Raw genomic sequence first — 24,545 nt, 5'->3', positions numbered from 1 at the left:
ATTTTACCTCTTTAGCAGGCAGTTGATTGCAAAAATGTTGACATAATTTATTTCTTATTAGTTATTATGAGCATCAAGCTTTAAATTGCATTTGCAAAAATCAAAATTATGATCAAAAGAATAGCAGTAGCTTTATTATTAGTGGCAGGCACTCAGCTTTATGCCCAAAATAAGGTGGATGATGTAAAAACTTTTACCCTAAAAAATGGGATGAAGTTTTTGGTTTTAGAGGATAATTCTATCCCTAATGCAAATATGTATTTGTTTTACAGCGTAGGTTCTAGAAATGAACATCCCGGTATTACCGGTTTGTCTCACTTTTTTGAGCACATGATGTTTAACGGAGCAAAAAAATACGGCCCCAAGCAATTTGATAGAACCATGGAATTTAACGGAGGTGCAAATAATGCCTACACCACAGAAAATGTGACCGTTTATACTGATTGGTTTCCAGCAAATGCGATGGAAACCATGTTTGATTTAGAATCTGATAGGATTGCTAATTTAGCCATTGATCCAAAATATGTTGATTCTGAAAGAGAAGTGGTGCTTTCTGAAAGAAGCACTGGTTTAGAAAACTCTCCATGGAGAACATTAGGCGAAATGGTTAGCGCCACAGCTTATGTAGAACATCCTTACGGTTGGAGCGTAATTGGATATGAAGAAGATATTAAAAACTGGACTAAACAAGATTTAGAATATTATTTTAAAACTTATTATGCGCCAAATAACTGTACCGTTGTAGTTTCTGGCAATGTTAAATTAGCTGAAGTAAAGCGCTTAGCCGAAAAATATATGGAGCCAATTCCGGCACAAGCTCCTGCTCCTAAAGTGCATTTAGTAGAGCCTCCACAAACTGGCGAAAGAAGAATAACCGTACAAAAGCAAGTGAATGCACCTTACATGATGATTGCTTATCATGTGCCCGAATCAAAATCTAAAGATTATTATGCTTTAGATATTTTAAGCTCGGTTTTAACCAGTGGAAATTCTTCTAGATTATACACTTCTTTGGTAGATGAAAAGCAACTGGCAACGTCTATTTTTTCTCGTTATGGAGAAAGTTTTGATCCTACTTTATTTCAGTTTTATATTTCCTCAAACAAAGGGAAATCTTTAGATGAGGTTGAAAAAACCGTTTATGCAGAATTAGAAAAGATTGCTAAAGAAGGAATTACGCAAAATGAATTGCAAAAAATTAAGAACCAGAAGTTAATGGAGTTTTACAGTTCTATAGAAACTATTGATGGTAAATCTAATAGTTTAGGTACTTACGAGTTGTTTTTTGGCGATTATAAAAAAATGTTTAGCGCCCCAGATGAATATGCTAAAGTAAGTTTGGATGATGTGAAAAGAGTAGCCAATACTTATTTCAAAAAATCTAATAGAACGGTAGGGGTTTTAAAAGCAAACGTAGAAGAGTAAGGTTTAAGGTAAAAGGATTAGGGTTTAAGCCCAATTAATTATAAAAAGATGAAAAAAATAGTATCAATCATGATGTTGCCTTTCTTACTTCTGGCAGTATCCATTAATATAACAAATGCTCAGGAGGCTTTTAAAGTGCCGGCCTATCAAAAATTTATTTTAAAGAATGGATTAACCATTTATTTAATGGAGCAGCATGAAGTGCCCACCATAAGTTTAGCGGCAGTTATCCCAGCTGGAGCCATTTACGATGGGCAAAAAAATGGTCTAGCAGCTTTAACTGCTGATGGTTTGCAGTACGGAACTAAAAGCTACACCAAATCAGAAATTGAAAAGCAACTTGATTTTTTAGGGGCATCATTAAATACATCAGCAAGTAAAGAGTCGGCCAATTTAAGTGCTAAGTTTGCCAAAGTAGATCAAGACAAGGTTTTACCTATTATTAAAGAAGTGTTGCTTCATCCGGTTTTTAACCAACAAGAATTTGATAAAGAAAAAGCCAGAGGTTTACAGGAATTAGAAAGAGCTAAAGAAAGCCCGCGTAATGTAATGGGCAATTATTGGGATAAATTTATTTACGGAGAGCACCCTTATGCGAACCCAACTTCTGGAAAACCAAGTACCATCACTAATATTAATACTTCAGATCTAAAAGCTTTTTACCAAAGTAATTATCATCCAAATGGTTCAGCAATTACCCTCGTTGGAGATTTTAACGCTAAGTTGATGAAAGAGAAAATCACTAAATTATTTGGCGAATGGAAAAAAGGAAGTGAAAACAGCATGAAAATTACTATGCCAGAAGCTTTGCCAACAAAATCAAGAGTTTTATTGGTAAATAAGGAAGATGCCAGAGAAACCACCATGTATATAGGAGGGAAAGGCATTAGTAGAAACAATCCAGATTATGTGGCTATTGAAGTAGTGAATACCGTTTTGGGTGGAAGATTTACCTCTTGGTTAAATGACGAGTTACGGGTAAACTCGGGCTTAACTTATGGTGCCAACAGTCGCTTTGCGGCTTTAAAAAATGCTGGAACTTTTTATGTTTCTACTTTTACCGCTACTAAAACCACGGAACCAACTGTAGATAAAGCCTTAGAGGTTTTGAAAAAATTGAGAGAAAAAGGGATGGATGAAGAGACTTTAACATCAGCAAAAAATTATGTGAAAGGGCAATTTCCCCCAGATTATGAAACATCTAGTCAGTTAGCTTCTTTGCTTACGCAGATGTTTTGGTACGGATTTGATGAATCTTATATTAATAATTTTCAGGTTAATGTAGATGGTTTAACATCGGCGAAAGCCAAAGAAATTGTGGCTAAATATTTCCCTGCAGATAATTTGCAGTTCTTATTTATTGGGAAATCTGCAGATATTAAAAGTATTGTAGAGAAATACGGACCCGTAACCGAGAAACAAATTAAAACTGACGGGTATTAAGAACCAAAATAATTTAATAAAATTGAGGCCTCAAGTAAAAATTGAGGCTTTTGTTTTTTAAACTTTTTAATGATAAAACAGTCAATTGGTGATGAGGTATACAATATTTATTTTGTTGCAATTGCTAGTTGCACCAACTTTTTCACAAAGTTTGGATAAAAAGCAGTTAGATCAATTTTTAAGAAACAACCAAGAAGAGTTGGTGGGCTTTAAAAAGGGTTTAAATGTGAAAGTAGTGTCTAAAAATGAAGTGTTGTACCAGTATCAATTTGGGGTAATTAATGATGATACCGCAATCCCAATTGCATCGGCCAGTAAATGGTTAAGTGGGGCATTAATCATGAAATTGGTTGACGAAAAATTGATTACATTAAATGATCCACTAAAGAAATTTTTCCCGACTGTTCCTCAAGATAAAGCCAATATTACCATTCAGCAATTGTTCTCGCATACATCTGGAATGTCTGGAAAAGGAACTTTAAAGCTTATAAGAATGAATAAAAATGAAATGGCCGAGCAATGCGAAACCATTTTTAAAGAGAAACTGATTGGAAAACCAGGGGAATATTTTAGCTATGGAGGCCATTCTATGCAAGTTGCTGGAAGAATAGCTGAATTGGTAGGTAAAAAAGATTTTGAAACGCTTTTTCAAGAAAAAATTGCCAAGCCCTTGGAAATGAAAAACACCACGTTTACTAAAAATGAGAAAACACCACAAGTTGGTGGAGGAGCGCATTCTTCAGTTAATGATTATCTCAATTTATTAAGCATGATGATGAATAAAGGAATTTTTAAAGGGAAAAGAATTCTTTCTGAAACAGCTATTAATCAACTTTTAGCAAATCAAATTGGCGAAGCAAAAGTAGAATACAGTCCGTTTACTAAGTATGAAAAATTATTTACGCCACCAATAGTTATGAAGTATGGAATTGGAAATTGGCGAGAGCAAGATCCAAAAACTGGGAGGCTTAAAATTTCATCATCACCGGGTGCATTTGGTTTTACACCTTGGATAGATTTTGAGCATCAGTATTACGGTGTTTTAGCAACAGTAAAAAGCATGAAAGAAGTTTTTCCTATTTATATTGATTTTAGGAATCAGCTAAATGCACAATTAAAATAGCAATTATTAAGAGTTTAGGTAGGTGAAAAATTCTTCTCTGCTAATCATCTCGGCACCTAATTTTTCTAAATGTTCTGAATGGATTTGGCAGTCTATGATTTCGAAATTGCCATTTTGGCAAAGCCATATTAAAGCACATTTTGAAGCATTACTTTTTTTAGAAAACATAGATTCGCCACAAAACACTTTACCTACAGCTACACCATATAAACCGCCAACTAATTCGTTGTTTTCCCAAACTTCTATAGAATGAACCATGCCTTCATGGTGAAGTTTGCCATAAGCTTCCTGCATTTCATTGGTAATCCAAGTGCCGTCCTGATCTGCTCTTTTTGCATCGGCGCAAGCCTTAATCACTTTTTCAAATGCGGTATTAAAAGTAATTTCAAATTTTTTAGACCTTAACACCTGCTGCATACTTTTACTGATTTTTACTTGATCAGGAAATAGCACAAAACGTTCATGTGGGCTATACCATAAAATGGGGCTATCATCACCAAACCAAGGAAATATGCCGTTTTGATAAGCTAAAAGCAGTCGCTGTGTAGACAGGTCTCCTTCTATGGCTAGTAATCCATCTTCGTCTGCTAAAGCAGGATTTGGGAAAATAAGCTCATCGGTTAACCTAAAAATCATTGTTTTTTTGAGTTGCTTTAAACCTTTAGTAGTGAGTTTAGTCTCAGGTTTTTATCTATTTGCATAAAAGGTAGAAAATAGAAAGGTTTATATTTTAGTTTTTGGTTTTAAAACCGTTCTGTGGTGGGAACGGTTTTTTTGTTTATCATCAATTTAACCTCCGCATCAATTGTGCTTCTACTTTATTAAAAAGCTCTACAGGCTTTAACTGACGCCAATTCATTTCGTCTAAAGCGCCGCCAAAATTGATGTAATAATCTATATTATTGGTTTTAAACTCATCAATTACATGTTCTCTAAAGTTGATTCCTGCTATCCAACCATCTTCAACATCTTGAAACCATTCTTCGTAATAACAATCATCAGAAGAATGAAAGTTAAGCACATTCTCCCCTATTAAAATAAATTTATTAATACCTTCACTAATAATAGACTCTAAAATTTCTCTCTTCAGCAGCATAATGTCGTTATCTATGGCGTCATTCCACTCGCCAATAAATTCTATAATGGCATAAGACAAGTCATAATCAACAAAAATTACTTTTAAATAAAGAGTGTTAGAGCCAAAGAAATCCCATTGAGGGTGAATAAGGTAATTGTAAATCTGTTTATCGTAATGAAACTCATTGTATTGGGTTTCAAAAAATGGGGAGCGGTTATCTTCTGAGGCGATATAATCATCTCTCCATTTGTAATAAGGTTCTATTTCATGCATGTTACTGTAATGTGGCAAGATAAGCTTCTACCGCTTTTCTTACACTTCCGTTTTCTTCTAATAATTTTGAAGCCGTTTGTACATCTAAATCGGTTTCATTCATAATCATTTGAATACCGCGATTAACCAGCTTATTATTGGTTAACTGCATATCTACCATTTTATTTCCTTTAACCCTACCTAATTTTATCATTACGGTAGTACTAATCATATTAAGGACTAGTTTTTGGGCAGTGCCGGCTTTCATTCTGGTAGAACCTGTTACAAACTCAGGGCCTGCAACAACTTCTACTGGGTATTTGGCAATTTCAGCAATAGGGCTTTCGCTGTTATTTACAATGCAGCCAGTAATGATTCCTAATTCGTTAGCTTTATTTAGTCCGCCAATAACGTACGGTGTAGAGCCAGATGCTGCAATTCCTACTAAAACATCATTAGTGTTGATGTTAAAAGCTTGCAAATCAATCCAAGCTTGTTCGGTGTCGTCTTCTGCAAATTCTACCGCTTTTCTAATGGCGTGGTCGCCACCTGCAATAATTCCAACTACCCAATCAAATGGGACTCCAAATGTTGGAGGACACTCAGAAGCATCAACAACCCCTAAACGCCCGCTGGTGCCAGCTCCAATATAAAATAACCGGCCACCTTTACTCATTTTTTGAGCTATGGCAGTAGTTAATTTTTCTATTTGCGGAATGGCTTTTTCTACAGCAAAAGCTACCGTCTTATCCTCTTTATTAATATTTTGGAGGATATCTAAAACACTCATGTGTTCTAAATTTTGATGATTTGAATCTTGCTCTGTTATTCTTTGCATAGCTTATAGCCGTAAAATTCGGAAATTAAAAGCTTTAATAAAAGTTTAAAATGCAAAGTATGTTTTAATATAGCTTTACGGGTTAGCCAAGGGCTTAATTAAAATTATTTTTGGTGTAAGAGCTATTAATTTTCAAGTTTAGAAAGTATAATCGAAACCTAAAGTAATTAACCTAGGTAAACCTACCCTAATTCCTTCAGGCCTTCTAGAGCTAATGTATCTTTGATCTGTTAAATTTTTAGCAGCGATATTGATGTTTGCATTTATTTTAGGCAGTTTATACGAAAGATTTCCATCTATAATAAATCTACTATCAATTTGCCCTGTTCTGCCGTTTGCACTAGGTGTTATGCTATTTATTTCATCGGTAAATTGGTTATCGATGAAGTTTCCGCTTACTCTAGCCCCAAAACCGTTATTAAGATTGGTTCCTAGAGCGGTCCAAATCATTTTATTAGGGGCGTAGGGTAAGCTTAAGTTTTTTAAATTAGCGTTACCCACAAAGCGATCTCCACTGTAAACCGATTTTTGGAATGTGCTGCTGTTTTCTATGTAGAAACTGTTCTTACTATTTAGTAGTTTGCCAAAATCAAATTTAAAACCCAACTCTAAACCTTGATGTAAAGTTTGGCCTCCGTTTACTAAACCTGTAGCGTTCAAATTTCCTGATGATTGTGAAACCGGAATAATTTGATTTTGAAAATCCATTACAAAAGCAGTTATTTCTGCTGTTAAAACCTCGTTAAAATTAAATCTTGAGCCTAATTCGTAATTGGTACTTAACTCGGCATCTAAATTTAGGGCTATACCTTCGCTGGTAATGGCATCCTTTACTCTAGGCGGAGCAAAACCTTTATGTGCCCCTGCAAATAGGTTTATTTTATCAGATAAATTATAGTTTAAGCCAGCGCCAGGTATAAAAGCTAAAGTATTACTACTTGCCAAAACACTGGTGTCTCTTACCACATTGTTAACTCCGTTTACCCTAAACCTGCCTCTTAAAATTTCACGGTTGTAATCGTAGTTTTCTAATCTTGCACCTATATTAATGTTTAGCTTAGAAGTTATATCAATTTTATTTTGAGCATATAAACTAAAAGCTCTTCCTGTTCTAATTTCATTATCTCTAATATTACCAGAAGAAGCATCTGGTTTAGCGCCAATAATAAATTGCTCATTCGCTCTTTCGTAAATAAAACGTACACCAGTTTCTAATACGTTCTCTTTATTAAAAAGAAGATGTTTGATATTCAATTTAGGTTCAATACCAACAACCTCAAACTGTCTGTTTCTGTTGCCTGTAGTGTTTCTTAAATATAATGCTCCGTTTGGGATATTGGTATCACCATAAACAACACCAGAAAAATCATTGGGGCGTGTGAATGAAAACTCTTGACGTTGCCAATTTCTAGTAATGGTGTAAGCAAATGCAGTAGTTTGAAGTTTGATATTGTTATTTAGAAATAATTGATGCGTTAAAGAAGCATTATACCTTCTAATTGGAAGCCTATCTTCAGGTGCGATTCTTAAAAAATCCTGACCGCCGTTATCATATAAGTTTTGTGTTAAGCCAACATAAGTGGAGTTAGATATTTCATCATAAAAACCAATTTTTAACCCCAAATTTGATTTTTCACTGGTTTGGAGCTTTATTTTTGCTGATAAGTCATGAATGCTAAAAGCAGCAGTTCCTAAATTATCTGCTCTTTTATGTAAATAAGAAATAATAAATCCTGTTTTTCCGAAGGTATTACCGTGGCTAATAAAACTAGAGAATAGACCGTTATCACCTCCATTTAATTTAATTCTAGTTTGAGATTCACTTGGAGGATCAGCGGTGAAAAAATTGACTACACCACCAATCGTTTGCGGACCAAACAAAATTTGACCAGAGCCTTTTAATATCTCTAACCCAGCCATTTTATCAATAGCAGGAGTGAAGTACATTTCAGGTTCACCGTAAGGGTTTAAGGCTATAGGAACACCATCTTCAAGCATCAAAACACTTCTACTTCTATCAGGATCTAAGCCTCTTATACCAATATTAACTCTTAAACCCGCACCTTCTTCATCCACAACATTAAGTCCGGTTATTTTTCTTAAAACCTCATTTACTGTTAAAGGGTTTAACTGTAAAAGATCTTTTTTGGTGACTATACTTACAGATCCTGGTACACGACTAAACAGCTTATCTTTTGTGCCAACAACGGTAACCTGAGGCATTTCATAGCTTAAACTGTCATTATTTATTTTCTTTAGTAAAACTTCATTTTCTGCTTTTTGAGCAACGGCAAAAAGAGGTAAAAAAGCAAGATATAAAACGGATAATTTGCGCATATGCATTTTATTTAGACTGATTTTAAATAACGATGGCAAATATAGAAACTGTGAATTGCTTTCGCAATATTTAATTAGATTTATTCTAAATAATACAAATAGGTTTATTTTCGTCCTAAATCATGTTGCTAAAGCAATTATCTGATTAATTTTAGGCTTCTGTTTTTAAATGAGTACTACTAAAAAGAATATTCAACTCGCCGTATTTACCTGTCTTATTTTGGCATTAGGTATTTATATTGGTTCCCAATCATCAGATCTTAAGATTAGCAGTGGTTTAGGTTTAACTCCGTCTAGAAAAGTCAATAAAATTCTTCATATCATTCAAAAAAAATATGTAGACAAAGTAGCTGTTGATAGTTTAGAAGATTTAGCAATTAATGAGATTTTAGCTCATTTAGACCCGCATTCTGTTTATTTACCACCCATACAAGCTAAAACTCAAAATGAAAGTTTAGAAGGTAATTTTGATGGGATTGGAGTAGAGTATTATATGATTAATGATACGCTTTTTGTAACTCATGTGAGAGATGATGGTCCGTCTTTTAAAGCAGGTTTACTAAAAGGAGATAAAATTATTGCCGTAAACGGGCAAAAATTGGGAGGAACAGCATTGTTATCAGAAAACATGGTGAACAAGCTGAGGGGTAAAAAGGGTAGCGAAGTAAATGTTTCGGTTTTAAGAAAAGGTTTGGCAAAACCAAAGCAGTTTACCATTATAAGAGACCGAATTTTTGTGAGCAGCATAGATGCCTCATTTTTAATGAAAGCAGGCATTGGCTTTATTAAGATTACCAATTTTGGGTCTAATACCGATGAAGATTTTGTTAATGAATTGGGTAAGCTACAAGATAAGGGAATGCAAAGTCTTATTCTTGATTTAAGAGGAAATGGCGGCGGCTATTTAAGCTCGGCAACAGCCTTAGCAGATCAGTTTTTACCCGACGGAAAATTGATAGTTTATACCAAAGGATTACACGAACCACGTACCGACTATTTTGCTACAGAAGATGGCGTTTTTGAAAAAGGTAAGCTCATTATTTTAATTGATGAAGGCACCGCATCTGCTAGTGAAATAGTTGCCGGAGCGTTGCAAGATTTAGATAGAGGAACAATTATAGGTCGACGTTCTTTTGGGAAAGGATTGGTGCAAGAGCAATTTGGTTTTGGAGATGGTTCTGCCATGAATTTAACTATAGCCAGGTATTATACGCCATCTGGAAGGTCTATTCAAAAATCTTATCGTAATGGCACAGTAGCTTATAAAAATGAAATTAACCAAAGATTTGAGCGTGGCGAGTACACTTCTTTAGATAGTGCTTTAAAAGATTCTATGTTTTACAGCACAACCCAAACTTATAAAACAAGTAAAGGAAAAGTGGTGTATGGCGGCGGCGGCATTATGCCCGATGTTTTTATTTCTTTAGATACCACAAACATTACCTCTTTTTATAGAGCAATTAGTAGGAAAAACCTTATCCCCGAGTATGTTTATGGTACATTGGTGAATAATTTTAATCCCAAAAAATATTTAACTGCAGATGAGTTTGTGAATAAATATATTTTTAATGAAACAGATTTTAAGCAATTTTTGGCTTTCTGTAAAACCAAAAAAATCATTTTAAATAATAAAGAAATGCTGCTTTCAAAACCATTAATTACCAAGCAAATTAAGGCTTTGTTGGCAAGGTTTTACTTTAATGAAGAAGGCTTTTATAAAGTATATAATTTGGATGACGACTTTGTGATTAAAGCCATTGAGAAAATAAAAAACCCAGCTTAAACCGGGTTTTTTATTTGATAATTTTCTTAAAGCTAAAACATATTCAGCATTACATTTTTATTTGTTTACCGTACTATCAACAACCAGGCTATCTGTAGCAAGGCTATCAGAAACACTAGTAGTGTCAGCTAATGCTGCATTTAATAAAGAATCTGCAGAAGCTTGGTTTAAAGAATCTATTTCTTCATTTGTTTTTTTGTCATTACTACAAGCTGCTAAACCTAATACAGCAACTACGAATGTAAGGGTTAAGAATTTTTTCATTTTTAAATTTTATAATGTTGATTAATTATTACTAATAAAATATGCTTCAATTTTGTTTGCGTTAACGATTGAAGCGGCATCTTTTTTGGCCCTTCGACTCCGCTCAGGGTGACAAACGGATACAGCGGAAAGCGGTTATCCCGATAGCTATCGGGACGCCCAAATAAAAATATTATTTCTGTCTGAAGAATATTTGAATTGGCGCACCAGTAAAGTCAAAATGTTCTCTCAATTTGTTTTCAATAAACCTTTTATAAGGTTCTTTAATGTATTGAGGTAAATTACAGAAAAACGCAAACATGGGTGATGTAGCGTTAATTTGAGTAATGTACTTTATCTTAATATGCTTTCCTTTAATTGCTGGTGGCGGCGTATTTTCTATAATTGGTAATAAAATATCGTTCAATTTAGAAGTCGGTATTTTTTTGGTTTTGTTAATGTAAACCTTTGCTGCGGCTTCAATTGTTTTTAATATTCTTTGTTTTTCTGTAACTGATGTAAATACAATAGGCACATCTACAAAAGGTTGAAGTTTTTCTTTAATTTTTTCTTCAAACTCTAAAGTGCTTTTATGCGTTTTCTCAATTAAATCCCATTTGTTAACCACTATAACAATACCTTTTTTGTTTTTCTCGGCTAAATGAAAAATATTAATGTCCTGAGATTCAATTCCGTCAACGGCATCAATCATCAAAACAATTACATCAGCTTCTTCTAAAGCTTTAATGGTACGCATTACCGAGTAAAACTCAATGTTTTCTCTAACCTTGGTTTTCTTTCTTAATCCGGCAGTATCAATCAGCATAAACTCATGCCCAAACTGGTTGTAGTGGATATGGATAGAATCTCTGGTGGTACCCGCTATTTCAGTTACAATGTTTCTGTCTTTACCAACTAAAGCATTAATCATAGAAGATTTTCCCACATTTGGGCGGCCAACAATTGCATAAACAGGCAATTTGTTCTCTTCTTCTTTTTCCTCATCAAAATTAACAATCACCTCGTCTAATAATTCTCCGGTACCAGAACCAGACATAGAAGAAATGCAATAAATTTCTCCTAAACCAAGGCTGTAAAACACAGTGGCATCAGACTGAAGCTGAAAATTATCTACCTTATTTACAGCTACATAAACAGGTTTTTTACTTCTTCTTAAAATTTGGGCAATGTCATCATCCAAATCTGTAATTCCGGTAGTTACATCTACCATAAAAACAATTACATTGGCCTCTTCAATGGCAATTAAAACTTGCTCTCTAATGGCAGCTTCAAACACATCTTCAGAATTGGCTACATAACCGCCCGTATCTATTACAGTAAAATTTTTGTGGGTCCATTCTCCAATGCCGTAATGCCTGTCTCGGGTTACGCCACTTTCATCATCAACAATGGCTTTTCTGGATTCCGTTAAACGGTTGTATAACGTTGATTTTCCTACGTTCGGTCTCCCGACGATCGCTAGTATATTACTCATAAATTTAATTTTTTCCCGGTCTTATCCTACCGGCATAATTTTTTTGCAAAGCTAGTTAAAAAACTCGGCTTAAGGAGATTATTATATATTATTGATTTTCAGGACTAAATGAAATAATTTGGGCGTTTCCCATTCCCTAAACACAAGGCCATTACACGGGGCAGGCTGTACATTCATACTGCACAAGCCTTAGCCACTAGCCGGTATCCATTTCCATCCTTAACGCGGTAGCAAAGTCGGCAGTCGGATGTCGGCAGTAATTTTTGTTTTAATTACAAAATATCAAGTAAACCAAAGTTGTCTTCCGACTGCGGTCTTCGAACTCCTAACTCCTAACAAGAATTCCGTTTTAATCATAAAGTTTAAAATGAACCTCAAAATTATCTGCGGACAGCGGACTTCTAACCTTGGACTTTACTCAGAATAACCAAAACTCTTTAAGTAATTCTCTCTGTTTCTCCAATCAGGAATCACTTTCACAAACATTTCTAAGAAAACTTTCTTGTGTAAAAACTCCTCCATATCCTGACGGGCATAAGTACCTACTTTTTTTAACATCACCCCGCCAGCGCCAATAATAATGTTCTTTTGAGAATCACGTTCCACCACAATCTCGGCACTAATTTTTATAATGTCCTTACTATCTTTAAAAGAGGTAATTATAACTTCGGTACTGTAAGGGATTTCTTTTTTATAGAATTTAAAGATTTTTTCTCTAATCATCTCCGAAACAAAAAAGCGTTCAGAGCGATCAGTTAATTCGTCTTTTTCGTAATATGGTGGGTGAACAGGTAAATTCTCTATAATAAAACTCATTACCGGTTCTACATTGTAAGCATGTAAGGCAGAGCAGCCCACAATTCCTTCTGGGTTTAGCTTTTCTTTCCAGTAATTAATTTTTTCTTCAATCAACTCGTTTTGTGATTCATCAATTTTATTGATCACTACCAAAACTTTTGCGCTGGTTTTTTTTAGCTTCTCTAAAACGTCTTCTTCATCCTGTCTTTCGTTAATGTCAGTCACAAAAACTAAAATGTCGGCATCCACCAAAGCATCATCCACAAAATGCATCATATTTTCCTGCAATTTGTAGTTGGGTTTGATGATTCCTGGCGTATCTGAGAAAACAATTTGATAATTTTCATCATTTACAATCCCTAAAATACGATGTCTTGTAGTTTGAGCTTTTGGCGTGATAATGGCCATTTTTTCTCCAACTAATTGATTCATAAGGGTTGACTTGCCTGCGTTTGGCTTTCCGATGATACTTACAAAACCTGCTTTATGTGTCATTAAAATTTATTTTAAAAAAGATTTGGAGTACAAAGAAACGAATTATATCTTTGCAGACCAATTCAGAGAAACTATTTGTTTCTGAAAAGGCTTAAAAAAGAAAACAGCAAGTGTTTTCAATTAAGTTTGAAAGATTACAAGTCACAAAAATATAGTGCGGGGTGGAGCAGTTGGTAGCTCGTCGGGCTCATAACCCGAAGGTCATAGGTTCGAGTCCTGTCCCCGCTACCTAAAAAGAATTTGAAAGACAATTCTTTTTTTATGGCCCGTTCGTCTAGGGGTTAGGACGTTAGATTTTCATTCTAGAAACAGGGGTTCGATTCCCCTACGGGCTACAAAATAAGCAGTAATCACACACGATTGCTGCTTTTTTTATGTCTTAGGGCGAGCAATAGGGCGAATTAAATATAAAAAAAAAATCGCCTCGTGCCACTTACTTTACGGGTAATTATATATAATAACTGTTGGCTTTTTTTCGATAGGGAGAGAAAGGGTCAGGTAAATTTGGAGAAGATCGGCCTTTTATAACACCTTGAAACAAAAAATGCCAGCGCTTGCTTATTTACAAACGCTGGCAAAAGTAGAATTAAGGAACGCTGGTTTTATGTAGTTAATTGAACTAACGGTCTATATATTACCATATTTTCCACCAAGTTTTTTTATAATAAGGTTTTGATGGAGAATTTTTTGAATAATTGATTTAAATCGTGTGGCATATAACTTTTTAAAAAAGACAAAGAATCTTCCATCCTTCGCATTTTTTTTTGCTTTTATATCTTTGTAGTATGTTTTTTTGCGATTGAAATCTTTTTCCCTTTTTATTTTGACCTCTTTGTCGCTCCACTCTTCTGCCCAAATAACTGCGCTATTGATAATCCAATAATGTGACCGGCAACTGAACCCCCAATTTCCAATGGAAGGTTTTAATGTGACTCCAGCGCCATTGTATTTCAGCCACCAATCATTAGGTGTTATTGGAGTGATGACTATGTTACCGCACCCGCAAACACATTTGTGTCTAACAGTTTTATATTTCATAGAAATATACAGGGTATCATCACCAATTACATCGGGAATAAACTCTACAAAATTTGGCTTAAGTGTCTTCATTTATCAATTTTCCAGTATTAATGAAATAAAGTGAGTTGTGCGTTTTTTTCAAATCCTGATAAAACCCGACGTATCGTTTCCAGGCGACAACAGCGTGTGCAGCATTTAGGCAATTCAAATCTGCAATCTGTATATTAGTTTTATACTCATTTTCTGCTGCTTCGTCAGGTCCAATTCTATTGGGTAGATGGTCACTTTTTTCTTCCGTTACTAATGTTACCCGTAGCGTACCTATTAATTCATTTTCCAGGGCATTTACTCCAAGACCCACATCAATGAATGGAATGCACATAGCCAATAGGGCATTTGTGATTTCATAACGCACTGAATTCCTATCTACGCTTAGAAATACAAAATCCAAGCCATCTAACTCACCGATGTTTTTCAATGTGATATACTGTTGATGTGGAAATATTCCGCTATGCATTTCATTGTAAACTTGATAGTAATAGTCAACTTTAGTAAGGTCGCCTTCAATGTCAAATTTTGCGGCTGGAGTGGCACCCGGTGCTCGAAAGGCATTGTGTAGCTGAAAAATATCACCATCATAGAGGTGGATTTCTGCTACAGGTGTCTTTGAAATCAGGTCTAATATATATGCACCAGTACCACCCACCCCAATGATACCTATTTTAAGGCTATCAAATTTTTCATTAAGCATCTCAATTTTTGCCCTTGAAGAATTGGTGTCGGGATATCTAAAAACATTGTTTGTCATGGCTGTTTTTTTAAAGGTGTCCAAGTAACTGAAGGATCTATTGCTTGTGCCTGCGATCCTAAAATCTTTGCATAAGTAGAGACCTTCTCATAAAAATTAGGGTAATTACCCGAAGGTGGTTTGCTTGAAAAATAATGATCCACAGCAATTTCCGGGGTCAGTTGTTGCCACCTGCTCTCATTAATTACAGAGTGCAAAGCGATCCCTTGTGCATCGCAAGGTACTTCTCCACAAAAGTAGATTGTATGATCTTGCGGACTACCAGCCCGTGTGGGTGTTGCCAAGGTCAACAGACAGACAAGCGTACCATATTTTACTGTGAGATTAGCGTCCAGGTATGGGACATGGCGGGTAATAAGATACCCGCCGTCCGCTAAAATGTCATACCCTTGATCCTGAAGCTTCTTCAGGTCTGGACTATGATTTATCAGTTGCTGTTGCATGGAAAATCATCATGTTTTTAGTAACCACTTCTGAACCTTTAATCATAGAGCCTTCCGGATTCTGCTTAGGACCATCTTCATATGCAACAGTATAAACCATTGTAGGACGATCTTCATATTGTCCGTATGCCAATATAACAACCTCCTTGAATGAGATTTTTTTCTTATCCCATTGCTTTTGCACACCGCTAACAATAATAGTAATTTGCTTGCCCTTCTGTATTGAATAAAACTGCTCAATACCTGGTTCTTGAAGATCCACTTTGTCATCATTTGCGATAAGTTGATCTATGCTGCTGTGACTTGTCTTTAGAAATAATTGATCTTCTTTATCAAGTCCAACTAGCTCCCTAACTTGCTCGCCGGTAATATACCTTTGATGCCATGAATAAATCTTACCGTTCACATTAATCTCGAACCTTTTTTCTGTGAAAAAATATTCGATCCCAGGACGGGCTAGATCAACTTCCTCATCATTTTCGATAAGGTTGTCGATCCACGGTCTGCTATTCTGAAGGTAAAGTTTTGTATCGAGTGGAATACCTGATACTACCTTAATTTCACTGCCGTTAACATTCTGCTTACGGCTTACATATGTGCGCTCATCAACAATAAATGTCAGAGTCTTTGCGCTTTCGTTTTTTTCTTCTTCTTCTAAATTTTTCATTCCAATAGAATTTTCTTATTAGTAAATAACTTCAGAGGTAGCTTACTTCTATTGCAGATTTCTTTAGAAAATATGTAACTTGCAGAAGCTTTTGAGGTGCGGCCGGGAACTATTCCCGGAGAGTCGCCAAACTTTGCCCTCTTTGTTAGCCCAATTTCCCTCTGTCGGCGATTGGGCTTTATTTTTTTATGTCTCGTATCTCATGATTAGAATGTTATATTTAAATAGTTAATTTTTATCGTTCAATCTTAAGTAGCTGCGAACGATACAAATATAATTAGTAAATCTAATTATACCAAATAAAATAATAAGATTAGTTAAATTTATAACGATTATAAATTAGATCAGTTTGGTGAAATGAGAATTTATTCTTACATTTGAACTCTAAATAAAAAGCCATGAAATCACTAGGACGAACTTTAAAGGATGCAAGGGAGCAGGCATCTTTTACGCTGAAACAAGTGGAAGAAGCGACAGGAATTTCGAATGCTTACCTTAGCCAGGTAGAAAATGAGAAAATTAAAAAGCCATCCGCCAATGTTCTACACAAATTGGCAACGGCATATAATATAGAATTGGAAGTGCTATTAGGGGCTGCGGGGATCATTGAAGAATCGAATACTCCTAAAACTAAAATGCTAAATTCAATTGCACTATCCTCTCAGCAACTTTCTTCAGAAGAGGAAGATGCATTGATGAAATATTTAAAATTTCTAAGACACGAAAAGCGTAATGGTTGATCCACATGCAAAAAAGGATATAGAAACAATTGCGTATGATATTTTAAAATCGAGCAATAGCTGGGGTAAATTCCCAACTCCTGTTGACAGTATTGTTAACTATTCGGATCTAATCGTTAATAAAACCGTGGATGTTTCAAAAATACACCATGGCTATTTATCAAAGGCTACAGATGCTTTATTCAGCGCTTTGGCTAAAGTAAGGGGATTGTTTGATAGAAGCGAAAAGACAATATACTTAGACTTATCACAAAACGACCAGAAGAAAAATTTCGTTAAACTTCATGAGGTAGGACACGGAGTACTTCCTTGGCAAAACCAGACTAGTTCCTTTTTGGATGACGACAACACACTAAGTCTGGATTATAGAGAACAGTTCGAAGCAGAAGCAAATCTATTTGCATCTGCTACTTTGTTTCAACTTGATAGGTTCGAAGATGAGATGGCTAAACTTGAATTTGGGATTAAAAGCGCCATGGCGCTCGCTAAATTATTTGGAGGTTCCAATCATGCAGCGATTCGCAGATTCGTTGAGTATTCGCCGAACAGATGCGCATTACTTGTCTTAAAAGATATAAGTCCAAAAAATGAAGTTGCAAACTGTACAGTTCGTGACTACTTCCAGTCCCCTAAGTTCACCAAAAATTTTGGCACCATTTCTTGGGAGAAACAACTCGGATTTACTTGGCCTTTTGTCCAGGACTATTATTTCAGAAAACGAATGAAATTTGAACAAGAGATTAACATTAATACCTATGATGGCATTTTGAGTTTCAATTATGATTTCTTCGATACCTCATATAATGCTTTCGTTCTAATATATCCGAAAGGCGAAAAAAGTGGTGGAAAGACTAAAGTTATCATTAATAGTTATTAATAATGTTAATAACTATTTCTATAAACACTTGTAAATAAATATTTTATATCATTTTTTTAAAAAAATGTTGATAATTACTGTTAACAAGATTTTTTTTTCTAGCCCATCTTGGTATTTTATTCGATAGGTATATATATATTTATACAATCAAATTCTCAGCTATGTTAATGTCGCATAACTCTTCAGATCAGGAAATTGAATTTTTTCTTTCGTTTCTATACAACGCAATAAAGGGTGACGAGAGGTATAATTCTTTTGTAATCAATTTGCTTGAAGATGCCAAATCACTTGCTTCCGGCAAGTCGGTGTATGAACTTGATAAAACTTCGCTTAATCTTAAAATCTTAATTGACAGATTCGCTCATGACTGGTTATTAAAGGTCGATGTAAGTAAACCTTCCAGAGAGGAACTCAAACAATTACAGGAGATTATTAGTGACAACAAAAATTATGCTTTTGCATAAGGGGTTTAGTCTAGATGCTTCCGATTAAACGTCTTTTATATCTACAGCTATACCAGGCAGAAACACTAATATCAAGCTCAAAGAAATATAATTTTTCCGACAAGTATAAGGATCAGTACCTTAAAAACTTAGTTGAATTATTCAATGGAATCAAGTCTAGTATAAATGATGGGCTCGATGACGCTAAGATATTTGAGAAAAAAAATCATTTGGATTTTATTTTTAAAAGCCTGGAGTTTTTAAAAGATAGTACATTAAATACTATTCCGTTTGAAGTCGTAGGTTGCTTAGACCGAGCAATGAGCGACTGGATCGATCCCGAAAAATTCATAATCGTTACAAGTCTACAGAATAGTCTATACTCATTTAGCTATGACCTCTCATATGCGAAAAATGACATTTTCTATCAATCACTACAAACAGAATATGGAATAAACTTTGAAAGAAAACTTATTCAGATAAATTTACCATTGAATTTATCTAAAGACTATCTATCATCGGTCGCGCTGTATCATGAGCTAGGTCACTTTGTCGATCTACAGCACTCTATCACTGGTGTAGCAGCATACCTTATATTATCGGGAGAATTCAAAGAAAAAGCGAGTCTCGAAATGTTTCTACCGCTATTGAAAGAAGCCGAAATGGATCGTCCGAAGTTGATTTATCATTTAGGCGAGTATTTTTGCGATTTATTTGCAGCACAATACATAGGTGAAACAATAGGCCTTTTTTTAGAATATATTACGAGTAAAAGTGAAATTGACTCGCCTACCCATCCATCAACAGTAAATAGAATACAGGTTATCTCTGACTTTGTAAATGGAAATGATAACCCTATTATCAATTACCTGCAGAGTGTTGTTAATGTGTTAACCGGGAAATCCCTTGAGATTCGTTTTGACAGAGTTACGTCTAATGATTTTCATACTTTAGTGCCTTATGACATTCAAAATGATAGGGAATTACATGGGACAATTGTTTATGGATGGGACGTATGGATGGAAGACTTTAAAAAGTTCAATGACGAGATGAAATACGATGTAAATTTATCAGAAGATACGATTTATAGAGTGATCAACAATTTGGTTGAAAAGTCTATTGGAAATTATTTTACAGTTCAAAATTGGCAAAAAAGTAAAGGATGAGCAGTATAATCACGTCGGATGCTATCAAGGCGTTAATCGCAGAACAAAAGCTGATCATAAAGCCCTTATTAGAAGAAGATCAAATCACCTCGGTAGGAATAGATTTTAGATTGGGCGGGAATTTCCTAGTATCTGTACAGGGTAGGGAGCCACTTATAAATGCTTCTCTTAACCAAGAGTTTGGCAGGAGCACATCGAAGCACTTTTTTCAAGAAACCAGAAGACAGTTAGGCGAGACATTTATATTGCATCCGAATCAAACTGTTTTAGCAACGAGCTTGGAATATGTTAAGCTACCAGAAAATTACCTACTGGCCCTATGTATGAGAAGTTCCTATTCAAGACTGGGACTTACGATGTCCACAATAGCACAACCGGGCTACTGTGGGTGCTTATCGATTGAGTTGACTAACTATAATAACAATCCAATCAACTTATCTATCGGATCGAGAGTATTTCAAGGCTTATTTTATGAAACAGATAAGGAAAGTAGATATTTTGAAAAACCTAGAAAATACGTATGTAACGTCCGTCCAGAAGCGTCAGCTGTTATAAATGATCAAGATCTAAACATACTCAGCAATTTATGGAAAAGCAACAATCACATATAACTTTAACCTGCAAGTGATCTTAGCGAATCACCCTGTATTTCTTTCAGTCAAAACAATCTGGAGAATCGAGGACCTATATTAATAGACTCTATAATACAAAGCAAATACAACTAAGTCAATTTCAAAACTAATTTGTCTTGCAATCTTTATACAATATTTTTTCATACTGCCTATTATAGAGTCATATTAAGAATTGAACATCATTTTCAAGCGTTATTTTAAATTTCCTAAATATTGGGTTTGAATCCTGATTAGGGCTATATAAAAAGTTCGTTTGCCCATCAGAAACAAAGATTTTAGGTATAAAAAAGCCCCATAGGTAAAGCTATAGGGCGAATTTCCTGAAAAATACTGCTATTTAATGATTTTACAATTTCTAAATGTTAAAGTATTTTCTTGTAAAGAGCTTGAGTAATAACCTCTTATTTTAACTTTTTGATCGACTTTTAAAGTTGTTATTTCGCTTTCCCATTTATCCACAAGTTCTGGACAATTCATGCAATTTACTGATCCTATAATTGTATAATCTTCTGTTTCTATATTGAATCTAATTGCTGAGCATCCCATTAATGTAGTTGTAAATTCATCTATATAACCAACGAATTCAAAAGCTTTCCCTTCATTTTTTTTGTTAAATGAAATTTTGTTTTCTTCATATTCCCCATAAATATCTCCTACTGTTAATTCATCTTTGCTATTGTCCGCTGTTTCTGTTTTCTCTTTCAGCGACTCTTTTTTTTCTATACTTGAAATGTATTCTTTATATAATTCTTTATCCTCAATAGCTCTATTATAGTTTTGAATAAAGTAGAATATGATAATAGTAATAACAATGGTGGAGACAAGAATTATAATGTTTTTTGTTGTGTGTCCAATTTTCATCACTCAAAATTCAATTTTAATAAACTATGTATTAATTGTGTTTTACCAGTTGAAGGATCTAAGAAAGAGACTTCATATAAACCAATTCCTTTTGCATAGTACTCAATAGTTTTAATTTTAGTGTCTGGAGATGTTTTAGTAACCTTTATTGCTTTATAAGTTTTTTCTTTATAAGTAATACTGCTAAATATTGCCGAACAATATTCTAAATCTCCTGCTATTGTTTTGGATGTCCATTTCACTGGAAGGTTGTTTATTGGTAATTTTAATAAAATTACAGGGTTGGAGTAGTTTGTTACTTTATTAGTTGTAAAAGGATTTGTTAAAATTGATTTGAACATTTTAACCTCAGTACTAGAGGTGCTAACAGAAAGGGTTGATATAGCTGTTGGCTCTCCTTCATAAAGTTGAGCATCTGTTATATCAAAATAATTTCCTTTATCGATATAGTAGATTGACCTGTTATTTCTGTAAAAAGGACTTGTTTTAAAAACCCCATAGAAGGTAGCATTGTTAAAGCTGCTCTCTGGAATTAAATAATCTTTAACAGTTTCTTTTGCTCCTTGGGCAAAGCAATTGTGAATTCCTGCTATTAATAAGCAGATTAGAAATTTTCTTTTCATTGAAGGTTGTTTTTTACCTCCAGCTCCGATAGGTGGTTAAGAAAAAGCAGAGGTGGAACTGTAGCTATCTGCGGAAGCGGAACTGGTATCCCGTTGGTGCACAAATAAGACTAAAGCCCACCTCATAGGTGAGCGTTTAGTTATTATCTTGTGCACGTTTTAAAAATTACCAGTTTTCTTCCGCACGATTTAACTAACGCAATGCTGTTAAGCTATATGATATTTTCTTTTTTTATCTATAAGCAATATATTTAAGGCTAATATCTAAATTTAATCTGAATAACTAAATTGCGAACAACCGAACAATTAAAAAGATTATGACTCTTGATGAAGCAAAATATAATTTAAGCCAAAAGTTAACCTTGTTGAAGTCATATCTTCAAGAGGCAAGAATTGAACTAATAAATACAGATAATAAGTTTTTAGAATCAAGTGATTTTACCTTTCATGGTTACTCATATGTCGATGCATTTATAAACGATATAGAATTGGACTTGATGACTGAAATTAAGAATTTAATAAATCTATGTCATTTAAATGAATTGAATATAGAAAAGAGGTCATTGCTTGTTGAAATTATTATTAGGGATTTAAAATCTAATAATTGTTATCTAGGTTTTAATGATGAAGAAAACATAAAGAAATTAAGTGAAAAGCAGCATGGAGTTATAAAAAAATTCAGAAAAGCTCAAGATTCTTTGCAAAAAGGAATCATCAAAAATTTAACTGACGAATATTTAACTGATTCAAAATTTTCTCGTCAAAAACTTCAGAAAATTGTTTGGAAAGGAAATCAAAGGGAGCTTGCCGAACTTTTCGAAAGACTTATTGCTAAAAATTGGGTTGAAGGATTATTACCACGACAGAAAGAAGCTTTTTACCGAACAATTGCTACTTTATTTGAGATTTCAGGAAAAGATCCGCAAACAATAGTTAATAATTTTCAAGATTACAATAAACGGAGTTATCCATACCCTCTACCTGTAAATGGAATTTTTAATTGTATACAACCTAATCAGATGAATTAATAGCTTGTAATTCAATAGATTAACAATCCACAGGATAACGTGTGGATTTTTAGCTATGTATTTTAGTCAGACATTTGTATCAACAAAAAATATAAATGTTATGAAAGATTTAAACAAAAAAATTCAAGACCTGTATGACCAGGTGAAAAATCAAGTTCAGAAAGAGGAGCTTTGTTCTCCAGAGAATATTGAAGAATTCAACATTGACGAACTCACAAGACCTGAGTTTCACACCAAAAAAGTCTTACCAGAAAGACTACGAACATTAACCACAAGTTTCCATGAACATGGGTTCTTAGGCGCAATATTCATCAATAATAAAAATCAAGTTATCGACGGTTGGCATAGATTGGAGATATGGAAATATATGGGGAATAAAACTATTCCTTGTATAAAGCTTGATGCACCAATGGAACATTCAAAAAGACTTCATTTATTTTTAAATCAGCAAGTTTCTCTATTTACCGCATCTGACTTTGGCTTTACAGCTGCTTTTGAAGAATTTGATCTCATCAATGATTTTGGATTTAGCACTGCCGATTTGTGTTCTACTCCAGTTGAAAACAACAAAATGGAAAAAAATGATTACGAAAAAGGTGAAGACGACAACATCTGTAATCAGAAGTTAATTGCAACAATCCCATTGTCATACATGAAAAGAATAGAGGAGTTAAAGAAGAAATTGCAATTGAGGAACAAATCACAAGTGTTAATGACATTAATGGATTCATATGAAAAAGGTAATAGTACAGCAGAATAAACTTAACGAAGCGCAGATCAGAGGCTTAAAAATTCAAACGCCAAATACTGAGCACATTAGTGAAATAATAAGGGAAGAAGCGATTGTATATGTGAGTGGTGAAATTGTTGCAGTTTATAAGCGTATAGACTTTGACATAGATGGAGTTTTGGAAACATGTTTGTCTCTGAAATTTGACGAACGTGAAAGAACAAATGGATTAGTCTCAAAAACAATCAATTTCAATTTTTCACCTAGAAATGCCTTAAGACAAAATGTTTGCAGAAAATCAAGGCTTGGGGTTAAATACCCATCCAAACATGAGGTTTTTATTAAACAAGGGAAGAACGTTGCAAAATGGTATAGATCTTATTTTAAAACAGCTTATGCCCACCAAGTGAAAAGTAGTTATGTAGGTAAAAAAAGAATTCATCCAGATTACTTAATAAAAGGAACACCATTTACGGGGGGTGTCATTAATAAGAACTCCAATCTAAATTATCATTACGATAAAGCGAATACATCAAGTGGTATTTCATGTATGATTATCCTCAAGGAAAATATTCTCGGAGGAGAACTCATATTGCCAGAATTAAACATTGGATTTGCATGTCAAAATAGGTTCTTACTCTTATTTGATGGGAAAAAGCTTCTTCATGGTGTAACCAAAATTCACCAAGCACCGGGTGGTTATCGATATACTATAGTCTATTACAATAATAGTGGAATGAACTTATGCTTGTCCGAAAAAGAAGAATGGGACAAATATCAAATGTACATAGATCAACCAAAAGGAAAACTTAAAATGTTATTAGAAAATGAAAAATAATAGAACAATTCAACAGAAAAAGATAGAGGTATTAAACCATTTAACAACTTGTTGTGGTATAAAAACTGTAGGATGTAGAAGAGCCAATGTGGGAAGAACTCAGTTTTATGAATGGCAAAAGATAGATGCCGAATTTGCCTTTAAAGTGAGGGAAATTGATCTCACTTTTTTAGATTATGTAGAGAGTAATCTAATTGAAATGATACATCAAAAAGATAGGGCGGCGACTATGTTTTATCTAAAGGCAAAAGGAAGGGAAAGAGGATACAGATAATCAGGAGATAAGCACATAAAATGAATTAATGGATTGATTATAAAATATTTATACAAAAAAACTTTAGAATATAAAAAACTCGGTG

The 24,545-nt window shown here is 34.3% G+C and carries 26 protein-coding genes and 2 tRNA genes; 15 read left to right on the top strand and 13 right to left on the bottom strand.

Features of this window, described 5'->3' with window-relative positions; all coding sequences use genetic code 11:
• Window positions 1-108: 108 nt before the first annotated feature.
• From FA046_RS15870 to FA046_RS15860, 3 genes are all read left to right on the top strand, one after another.
• A complete protein-coding gene (locus FA046_RS15870; RefSeq protein ID WP_136827521.1) occupies window positions 109-1,425 on the top strand; it encodes a M16 family metallopeptidase in 1,317 nt (438 codons plus the stop codon).
• A gap of 48 nt (window positions 1,426-1,473) precedes the next feature.
• Window positions 1,474-2,868: a M16 family metallopeptidase gene (locus FA046_RS15865; protein ID WP_136827520.1), complete on the top strand. Its 1,395-nt coding sequence runs from the start codon at window positions 1,474-1,476 to the stop codon at window positions 2,866-2,868.
• A gap of 91 nt (window positions 2,869-2,959) precedes the next feature.
• Window positions 2,960-3,991: a serine hydrolase domain-containing protein gene (locus FA046_RS15860; protein WP_136827519.1), complete on the top strand. Its 1,032-nt coding sequence runs from the start codon at window positions 2,960-2,962 to the stop codon at window positions 3,989-3,991.
• A 6-nt stretch (window positions 3,992-3,997) separates the two neighbouring features.
• On the opposite strand, the gene aat is transcribed toward FA046_RS15860, so the two are convergent.
• The 4 genes from aat to FA046_RS15840 all read right to left on the bottom strand — a co-directional run bounded on the left by aat (window position 3,998) and on the right by FA046_RS15840 (window position 8,496).
• The gene (gene aat / locus FA046_RS15855; protein WP_136827518.1) at window positions 3,998-4,627 is read right to left on the bottom strand and encodes a leucyl/phenylalanyl-tRNA--protein transferase; all 630 of its coding nucleotides are present in this window, start codon (window positions 4,625-4,627) and stop codon (window positions 3,998-4,000) included.
• Between the two features lie 148 nt (window positions 4,628-4,775).
• The gene (locus FA046_RS15850) at window positions 4,776-5,342 is read right to left on the bottom strand and encodes a hypothetical protein (RefSeq protein WP_136827517.1); all 567 of its coding nucleotides are present in this window, start codon (window positions 5,340-5,342) and stop codon (window positions 4,776-4,778) included.
• Window position 5,343: 1 nt separating this feature from the next.
• A complete protein-coding gene (murQ, locus tag FA046_RS15845) occupies window positions 5,344-6,159 on the bottom strand; it encodes an N-acetylmuramic acid 6-phosphate etherase (RefSeq protein WP_136827516.1) in 816 nt (271 codons plus the stop codon).
• 138 nt (window positions 6,160-6,297) lie between these two features.
• Window positions 6,298-8,496 carry a TonB-dependent receptor family protein gene (locus FA046_RS15840; protein WP_169303395.1) on the bottom strand — a complete coding sequence of 733 codons (2,199 nt, stop codon included), beginning with the start codon at window positions 8,494-8,496 and terminating at the stop codon, window positions 6,298-6,300.
• A 169-nt stretch (window positions 8,497-8,665) separates the two neighbouring features.
• Here FA046_RS15840 and FA046_RS15835 point away from each other — a divergent pair, with 169 nt between their 5' ends.
• On the top strand, window positions 8,666-10,279 hold the full coding sequence (locus tag FA046_RS15835; protein ID WP_136827514.1) for a S41 family peptidase: 1,614 nt from the start codon (window positions 8,666-8,668) through the stop codon (window positions 10,277-10,279).
• Window positions 10,280-10,336: 57 nt separating this feature from the next.
• Here FA046_RS15835 and FA046_RS15830 read toward each other — a convergent pair whose 3' ends face one another.
• From FA046_RS15830 to era, 3 genes are all read right to left on the bottom strand, one after another.
• Window positions 10,337-10,543 carry a hypothetical protein gene (locus tag FA046_RS15830; RefSeq protein ID WP_136827513.1) on the bottom strand — a complete coding sequence of 69 codons (207 nt, stop codon included), beginning with the start codon at window positions 10,541-10,543 and terminating at the stop codon, window positions 10,337-10,339.
• A 172-nt stretch (window positions 10,544-10,715) separates the two neighbouring features.
• Window positions 10,716-12,017 (bottom strand): ribosome biogenesis GTPase Der, encoded by a 1,302-nt coding sequence (der, locus tag FA046_RS15825; RefSeq protein ID WP_136827512.1) that lies wholly within the window; start codon window positions 12,015-12,017, stop codon window positions 10,716-10,718.
• 414 nt (window positions 12,018-12,431) lie between these two features.
• Complete coding sequence (era, locus tag FA046_RS15820) at window positions 12,432-13,310, bottom strand: GTPase Era (RefSeq protein ID WP_136827511.1); 879 nt, start codon at window positions 13,308-13,310, stop codon at window positions 12,432-12,434.
• A 155-nt stretch (window positions 13,311-13,465) separates the two neighbouring features.
• Between era and FA046_RS15815 the strand changes: the two genes are divergently transcribed.
• Together FA046_RS15815 and FA046_RS15810 are read left to right on the top strand one after the other, a co-directional pair.
• A tRNA-Met gene (locus FA046_RS15815) sits at window positions 13,466-13,538 on the top strand.
• Window positions 13,539-13,573: 35 nt separating this feature from the next.
• Window positions 13,574-13,645: transfer RNA gene (locus tag FA046_RS15810), tRNA-Glu, on the top strand.
• A gap of 292 nt (window positions 13,646-13,937) precedes the next feature.
• Here the strand turns inward: FA046_RS15810 and FA046_RS15805 are convergent.
• From FA046_RS15805 to FA046_RS15795, 4 genes are read right to left on the bottom strand one after another with little or no spacing between them, the layout of a single operon-like run.
• Window positions 13,938-14,420, bottom strand: coding sequence for a DUF6527 family protein (locus FA046_RS15805; protein WP_205943686.1), 483 nt, complete (start codon window positions 14,418-14,420; stop codon window positions 13,938-13,940).
• Entirely contained in the window at window positions 14,407-15,138 is a 732-nt protein-coding gene (locus FA046_RS17415) for a ThiF family adenylyltransferase (RefSeq protein WP_205943685.1), read from the bottom strand. The genes FA046_RS15805 and FA046_RS17415 overlap by 14 nt, the downstream gene beginning before the upstream one ends.
• The gene (locus FA046_RS17410) at window positions 15,135-15,581 is read right to left on the bottom strand and encodes a DUF6791 domain-containing protein (RefSeq protein WP_205943684.1); all 447 of its coding nucleotides are present in this window, start codon (window positions 15,579-15,581) and stop codon (window positions 15,135-15,137) included. The genes FA046_RS17415 and FA046_RS17410 overlap by 4 nt, the downstream gene beginning before the upstream one ends.
• Window positions 15,556-16,248 (bottom strand): multiubiquitin domain-containing protein, encoded by a 693-nt coding sequence (locus FA046_RS15795; protein ID WP_136827510.1) that lies wholly within the window; start codon window positions 16,246-16,248, stop codon window positions 15,556-15,558. The genes FA046_RS17410 and FA046_RS15795 overlap by 26 nt, the downstream gene beginning before the upstream one ends.
• A gap of 398 nt (window positions 16,249-16,646) precedes the next feature.
• Between FA046_RS15795 and FA046_RS15790 the strand changes: the two genes are divergently transcribed.
• From FA046_RS15790 to dcd, 5 genes are all read left to right on the top strand, one after another.
• Window positions 16,647-16,988, top strand: coding sequence for a helix-turn-helix domain-containing protein (locus FA046_RS15790; RefSeq protein ID WP_136827509.1), 342 nt, complete (start codon window positions 16,647-16,649; stop codon window positions 16,986-16,988).
• Window positions 16,981-17,865 carry an ImmA/IrrE family metallo-endopeptidase gene (locus FA046_RS15785; RefSeq protein WP_136827508.1) on the top strand — a complete coding sequence of 295 codons (885 nt, stop codon included), beginning with the start codon at window positions 16,981-16,983 and terminating at the stop codon, window positions 17,863-17,865. Before FA046_RS15790 ends, FA046_RS15785 begins: the two co-directional genes overlap by 8 nt.
• A gap of 167 nt (window positions 17,866-18,032) precedes the next feature.
• Window positions 18,033-18,329, top strand: coding sequence for a hypothetical protein (locus FA046_RS15780; RefSeq protein ID WP_136827507.1), 297 nt, complete (start codon window positions 18,033-18,035; stop codon window positions 18,327-18,329).
• Window positions 18,330-18,343: 14 nt separating this feature from the next.
• The gene (locus FA046_RS15775) at window positions 18,344-19,474 is read left to right on the top strand and encodes a hypothetical protein (protein ID WP_136827506.1); all 1,131 of its coding nucleotides are present in this window, start codon (window positions 18,344-18,346) and stop codon (window positions 19,472-19,474) included.
• Complete coding sequence (gene dcd / locus FA046_RS15770; RefSeq protein WP_136827505.1) at window positions 19,471-20,085, top strand: dCTP deaminase; 615 nt, start codon at window positions 19,471-19,473, stop codon at window positions 20,083-20,085. The genes FA046_RS15775 and dcd overlap by 4 nt, the downstream gene beginning before the upstream one ends.
• Before the next feature lie 354 nt (window positions 20,086-20,439).
• Here dcd and FA046_RS15765 read toward each other — a convergent pair whose 3' ends face one another.
• Both FA046_RS15765 and FA046_RS15760 read right to left on the bottom strand, forming a co-directional pair.
• Window positions 20,440-20,967 carry an OB-fold protein gene (locus FA046_RS15765; protein WP_136827504.1) on the bottom strand — a complete coding sequence of 176 codons (528 nt, stop codon included), beginning with the start codon at window positions 20,965-20,967 and terminating at the stop codon, window positions 20,440-20,442.
• Complete coding sequence (locus FA046_RS15760) at window positions 20,967-21,590, bottom strand: hypothetical protein (protein ID WP_136827503.1); 624 nt, start codon at window positions 21,588-21,590, stop codon at window positions 20,967-20,969. The genes FA046_RS15765 and FA046_RS15760 overlap by 1 nt, the downstream gene beginning before the upstream one ends.
• Window positions 21,591-21,907: 317 nt before the next feature.
• Between FA046_RS15760 and FA046_RS15755 the strand changes: the two genes are divergently transcribed.
• The 4 genes from FA046_RS15755 (at window position 21,908) to FA046_RS15740 (ending at window position 24,460) form a co-directional block, all read left to right on the top strand.
• A complete protein-coding gene (locus FA046_RS15755) occupies window positions 21,908-22,618 on the top strand; it encodes a hypothetical protein (RefSeq protein WP_136827502.1) in 711 nt (236 codons plus the stop codon).
• Window positions 22,619-22,718: 100 nt separating this feature from the next.
• Window positions 22,719-23,378 (top strand): ParB/RepB/Spo0J family partition protein, encoded by a 660-nt coding sequence (locus FA046_RS15750; protein WP_169303394.1) that lies wholly within the window; start codon window positions 22,719-22,721, stop codon window positions 23,376-23,378.
• Window positions 23,350-24,186 carry a hypothetical protein gene (locus FA046_RS15745; protein ID WP_136827500.1) on the top strand — a complete coding sequence of 279 codons (837 nt, stop codon included), beginning with the start codon at window positions 23,350-23,352 and terminating at the stop codon, window positions 24,184-24,186. Before FA046_RS15750 ends, FA046_RS15745 begins: the two co-directional genes overlap by 29 nt.
• A complete protein-coding gene (locus FA046_RS15740) occupies window positions 24,176-24,460 on the top strand; it encodes a hypothetical protein (protein ID WP_136827499.1) in 285 nt (94 codons plus the stop codon). Before FA046_RS15745 ends, FA046_RS15740 begins: the two co-directional genes overlap by 11 nt.
• Window positions 24,461-24,545 lie beyond the last annotated feature (85 nt).

Source organism: Pedobacter cryophilus, from assembly GCF_005116455.1.
Classification (GTDB): Bacteria; Bacteroidota; Bacteroidia; order Sphingobacteriales; family Sphingobacteriaceae; genus Pseudopedobacter; species Pseudopedobacter cryophilum.
The sequence above is the reverse complement of the archived record's forward strand: the minus strand, read 5'-3'. Positions and strand labels throughout refer to the sequence as shown.

Bases quoted from the DNA above. Each gene is read 5' to 3' on its own strand.
- FA046_RS15830 (WP_136827513.1), bottom strand. From the start codon at position 10,543: ATGAAAAAATTCTTAACCCTTACATTCGTAGTTGCTGTATTAGGTTTA.
- FA046_RS15780 (WP_136827507.1), top strand. From the start codon at position 18,033: ATGTCGCATAACTCTTCAGATCAGGAAATTGAATTTTTTCTTTCGTTT.
- FA046_RS15790 (WP_136827509.1), top strand. From the start codon at position 16,647: ATGAAATCACTAGGACGAACTTTAAAGGATGCAAGGGAGCAGGCATCT.
- FA046_RS15785 (WP_136827508.1), top strand. From the start codon at position 16,981: ATGGTTGATCCACATGCAAAAAAGGATATAGAAACAATTGCGTATGAT.
- FA046_RS17410 (WP_205943684.1), bottom strand. From the start codon at position 15,581: ATGCAACAGCAACTGATAAATCATAGTCCAGACCTGAAGAAGCTTCAG.
- FA046_RS15745 (WP_136827500.1), top strand. From the start codon at position 23,350: ATGAAAAAGGTAATAGTACAGCAGAATAAACTTAACGAAGCGCAGATC.
- FA046_RS15740 (WP_136827499.1), top strand. From the start codon at position 24,176: ATGAAAAATAATAGAACAATTCAACAGAAAAAGATAGAGGTATTAAAC.
- FA046_RS15765 (WP_136827504.1), bottom strand. From the start codon at position 20,967: ATGAAAATTGGACACACAACAAAAAACATTATAATTCTTGTCTCCACC.
- FA046_RS15860 (WP_136827519.1), top strand. From the start codon at position 2,960: ATGAGGTATACAATATTTATTTTGTTGCAATTGCTAGTTGCACCAACT.
- FA046_RS17415 (WP_205943685.1), bottom strand. From the start codon at position 15,138: ATGACAAACAATGTTTTTAGATATCCCGACACCAATTCTTCAAGGGCA.
- der (WP_136827512.1), bottom strand. From the start codon at position 12,017: ATGAGTAATATACTAGCGATCGTCGGGAGACCGAACGTAGGAAAATCA.
- FA046_RS15805 (WP_205943686.1), bottom strand. From the start codon at position 14,420: ATGAAGACACTTAAGCCAAATTTTGTAGAGTTTATTCCCGATGTAATT.
- aat (WP_136827518.1), bottom strand. From the start codon at position 4,627: ATGATTTTTAGGTTAACCGATGAGCTTATTTTCCCAAATCCTGCTTTA.
- FA046_RS15795 (WP_136827510.1), bottom strand. From the start codon at position 16,248: ATGAAAAATTTAGAAGAAGAAGAAAAAAACGAAAGCGCAAAGACTCTG.
- FA046_RS15755 (WP_136827502.1), top strand. From the start codon at position 21,908: ATGACTCTTGATGAAGCAAAATATAATTTAAGCCAAAAGTTAACCTTG.
- FA046_RS15750 (WP_169303394.1), top strand. From the start codon at position 22,719: ATGAAAGATTTAAACAAAAAAATTCAAGACCTGTATGACCAGGTGAAA.
- era (WP_136827511.1), bottom strand. From the start codon at position 13,310: ATGACACATAAAGCAGGTTTTGTAAGTATCATCGGAAAGCCAAACGCA.
- FA046_RS15870 (WP_136827521.1), top strand. From the start codon at position 109: ATGATCAAAAGAATAGCAGTAGCTTTATTATTAGTGGCAGGCACTCAG.
- FA046_RS15850 (WP_136827517.1), bottom strand. From the start codon at position 5,342: ATGCATGAAATAGAACCTTATTACAAATGGAGAGATGATTATATCGCC.
- murQ (WP_136827516.1), bottom strand. From the start codon at position 6,159: ATGCAAAGAATAACAGAGCAAGATTCAAATCATCAAAATTTAGAACAC.
- FA046_RS15835 (WP_136827514.1), top strand. From the start codon at position 8,666: ATGAGTACTACTAAAAAGAATATTCAACTCGCCGTATTTACCTGTCTT.
- FA046_RS15760 (WP_136827503.1), bottom strand. From the start codon at position 21,590: ATGAAAAGAAAATTTCTAATCTGCTTATTAATAGCAGGAATTCACAAT.
- FA046_RS15840 (WP_169303395.1), bottom strand. From the start codon at position 8,496: ATGCGCAAATTATCCGTTTTATATCTTGCTTTTTTACCTCTTTTTGCC.
- FA046_RS15775 (WP_136827506.1), top strand. From the start codon at position 18,344: ATGCTTCCGATTAAACGTCTTTTATATCTACAGCTATACCAGGCAGAA.
- FA046_RS15865 (WP_136827520.1), top strand. From the start codon at position 1,474: ATGAAAAAAATAGTATCAATCATGATGTTGCCTTTCTTACTTCTGGCA.
- dcd (WP_136827505.1), top strand. From the start codon at position 19,471: ATGAGCAGTATAATCACGTCGGATGCTATCAAGGCGTTAATCGCAGAA.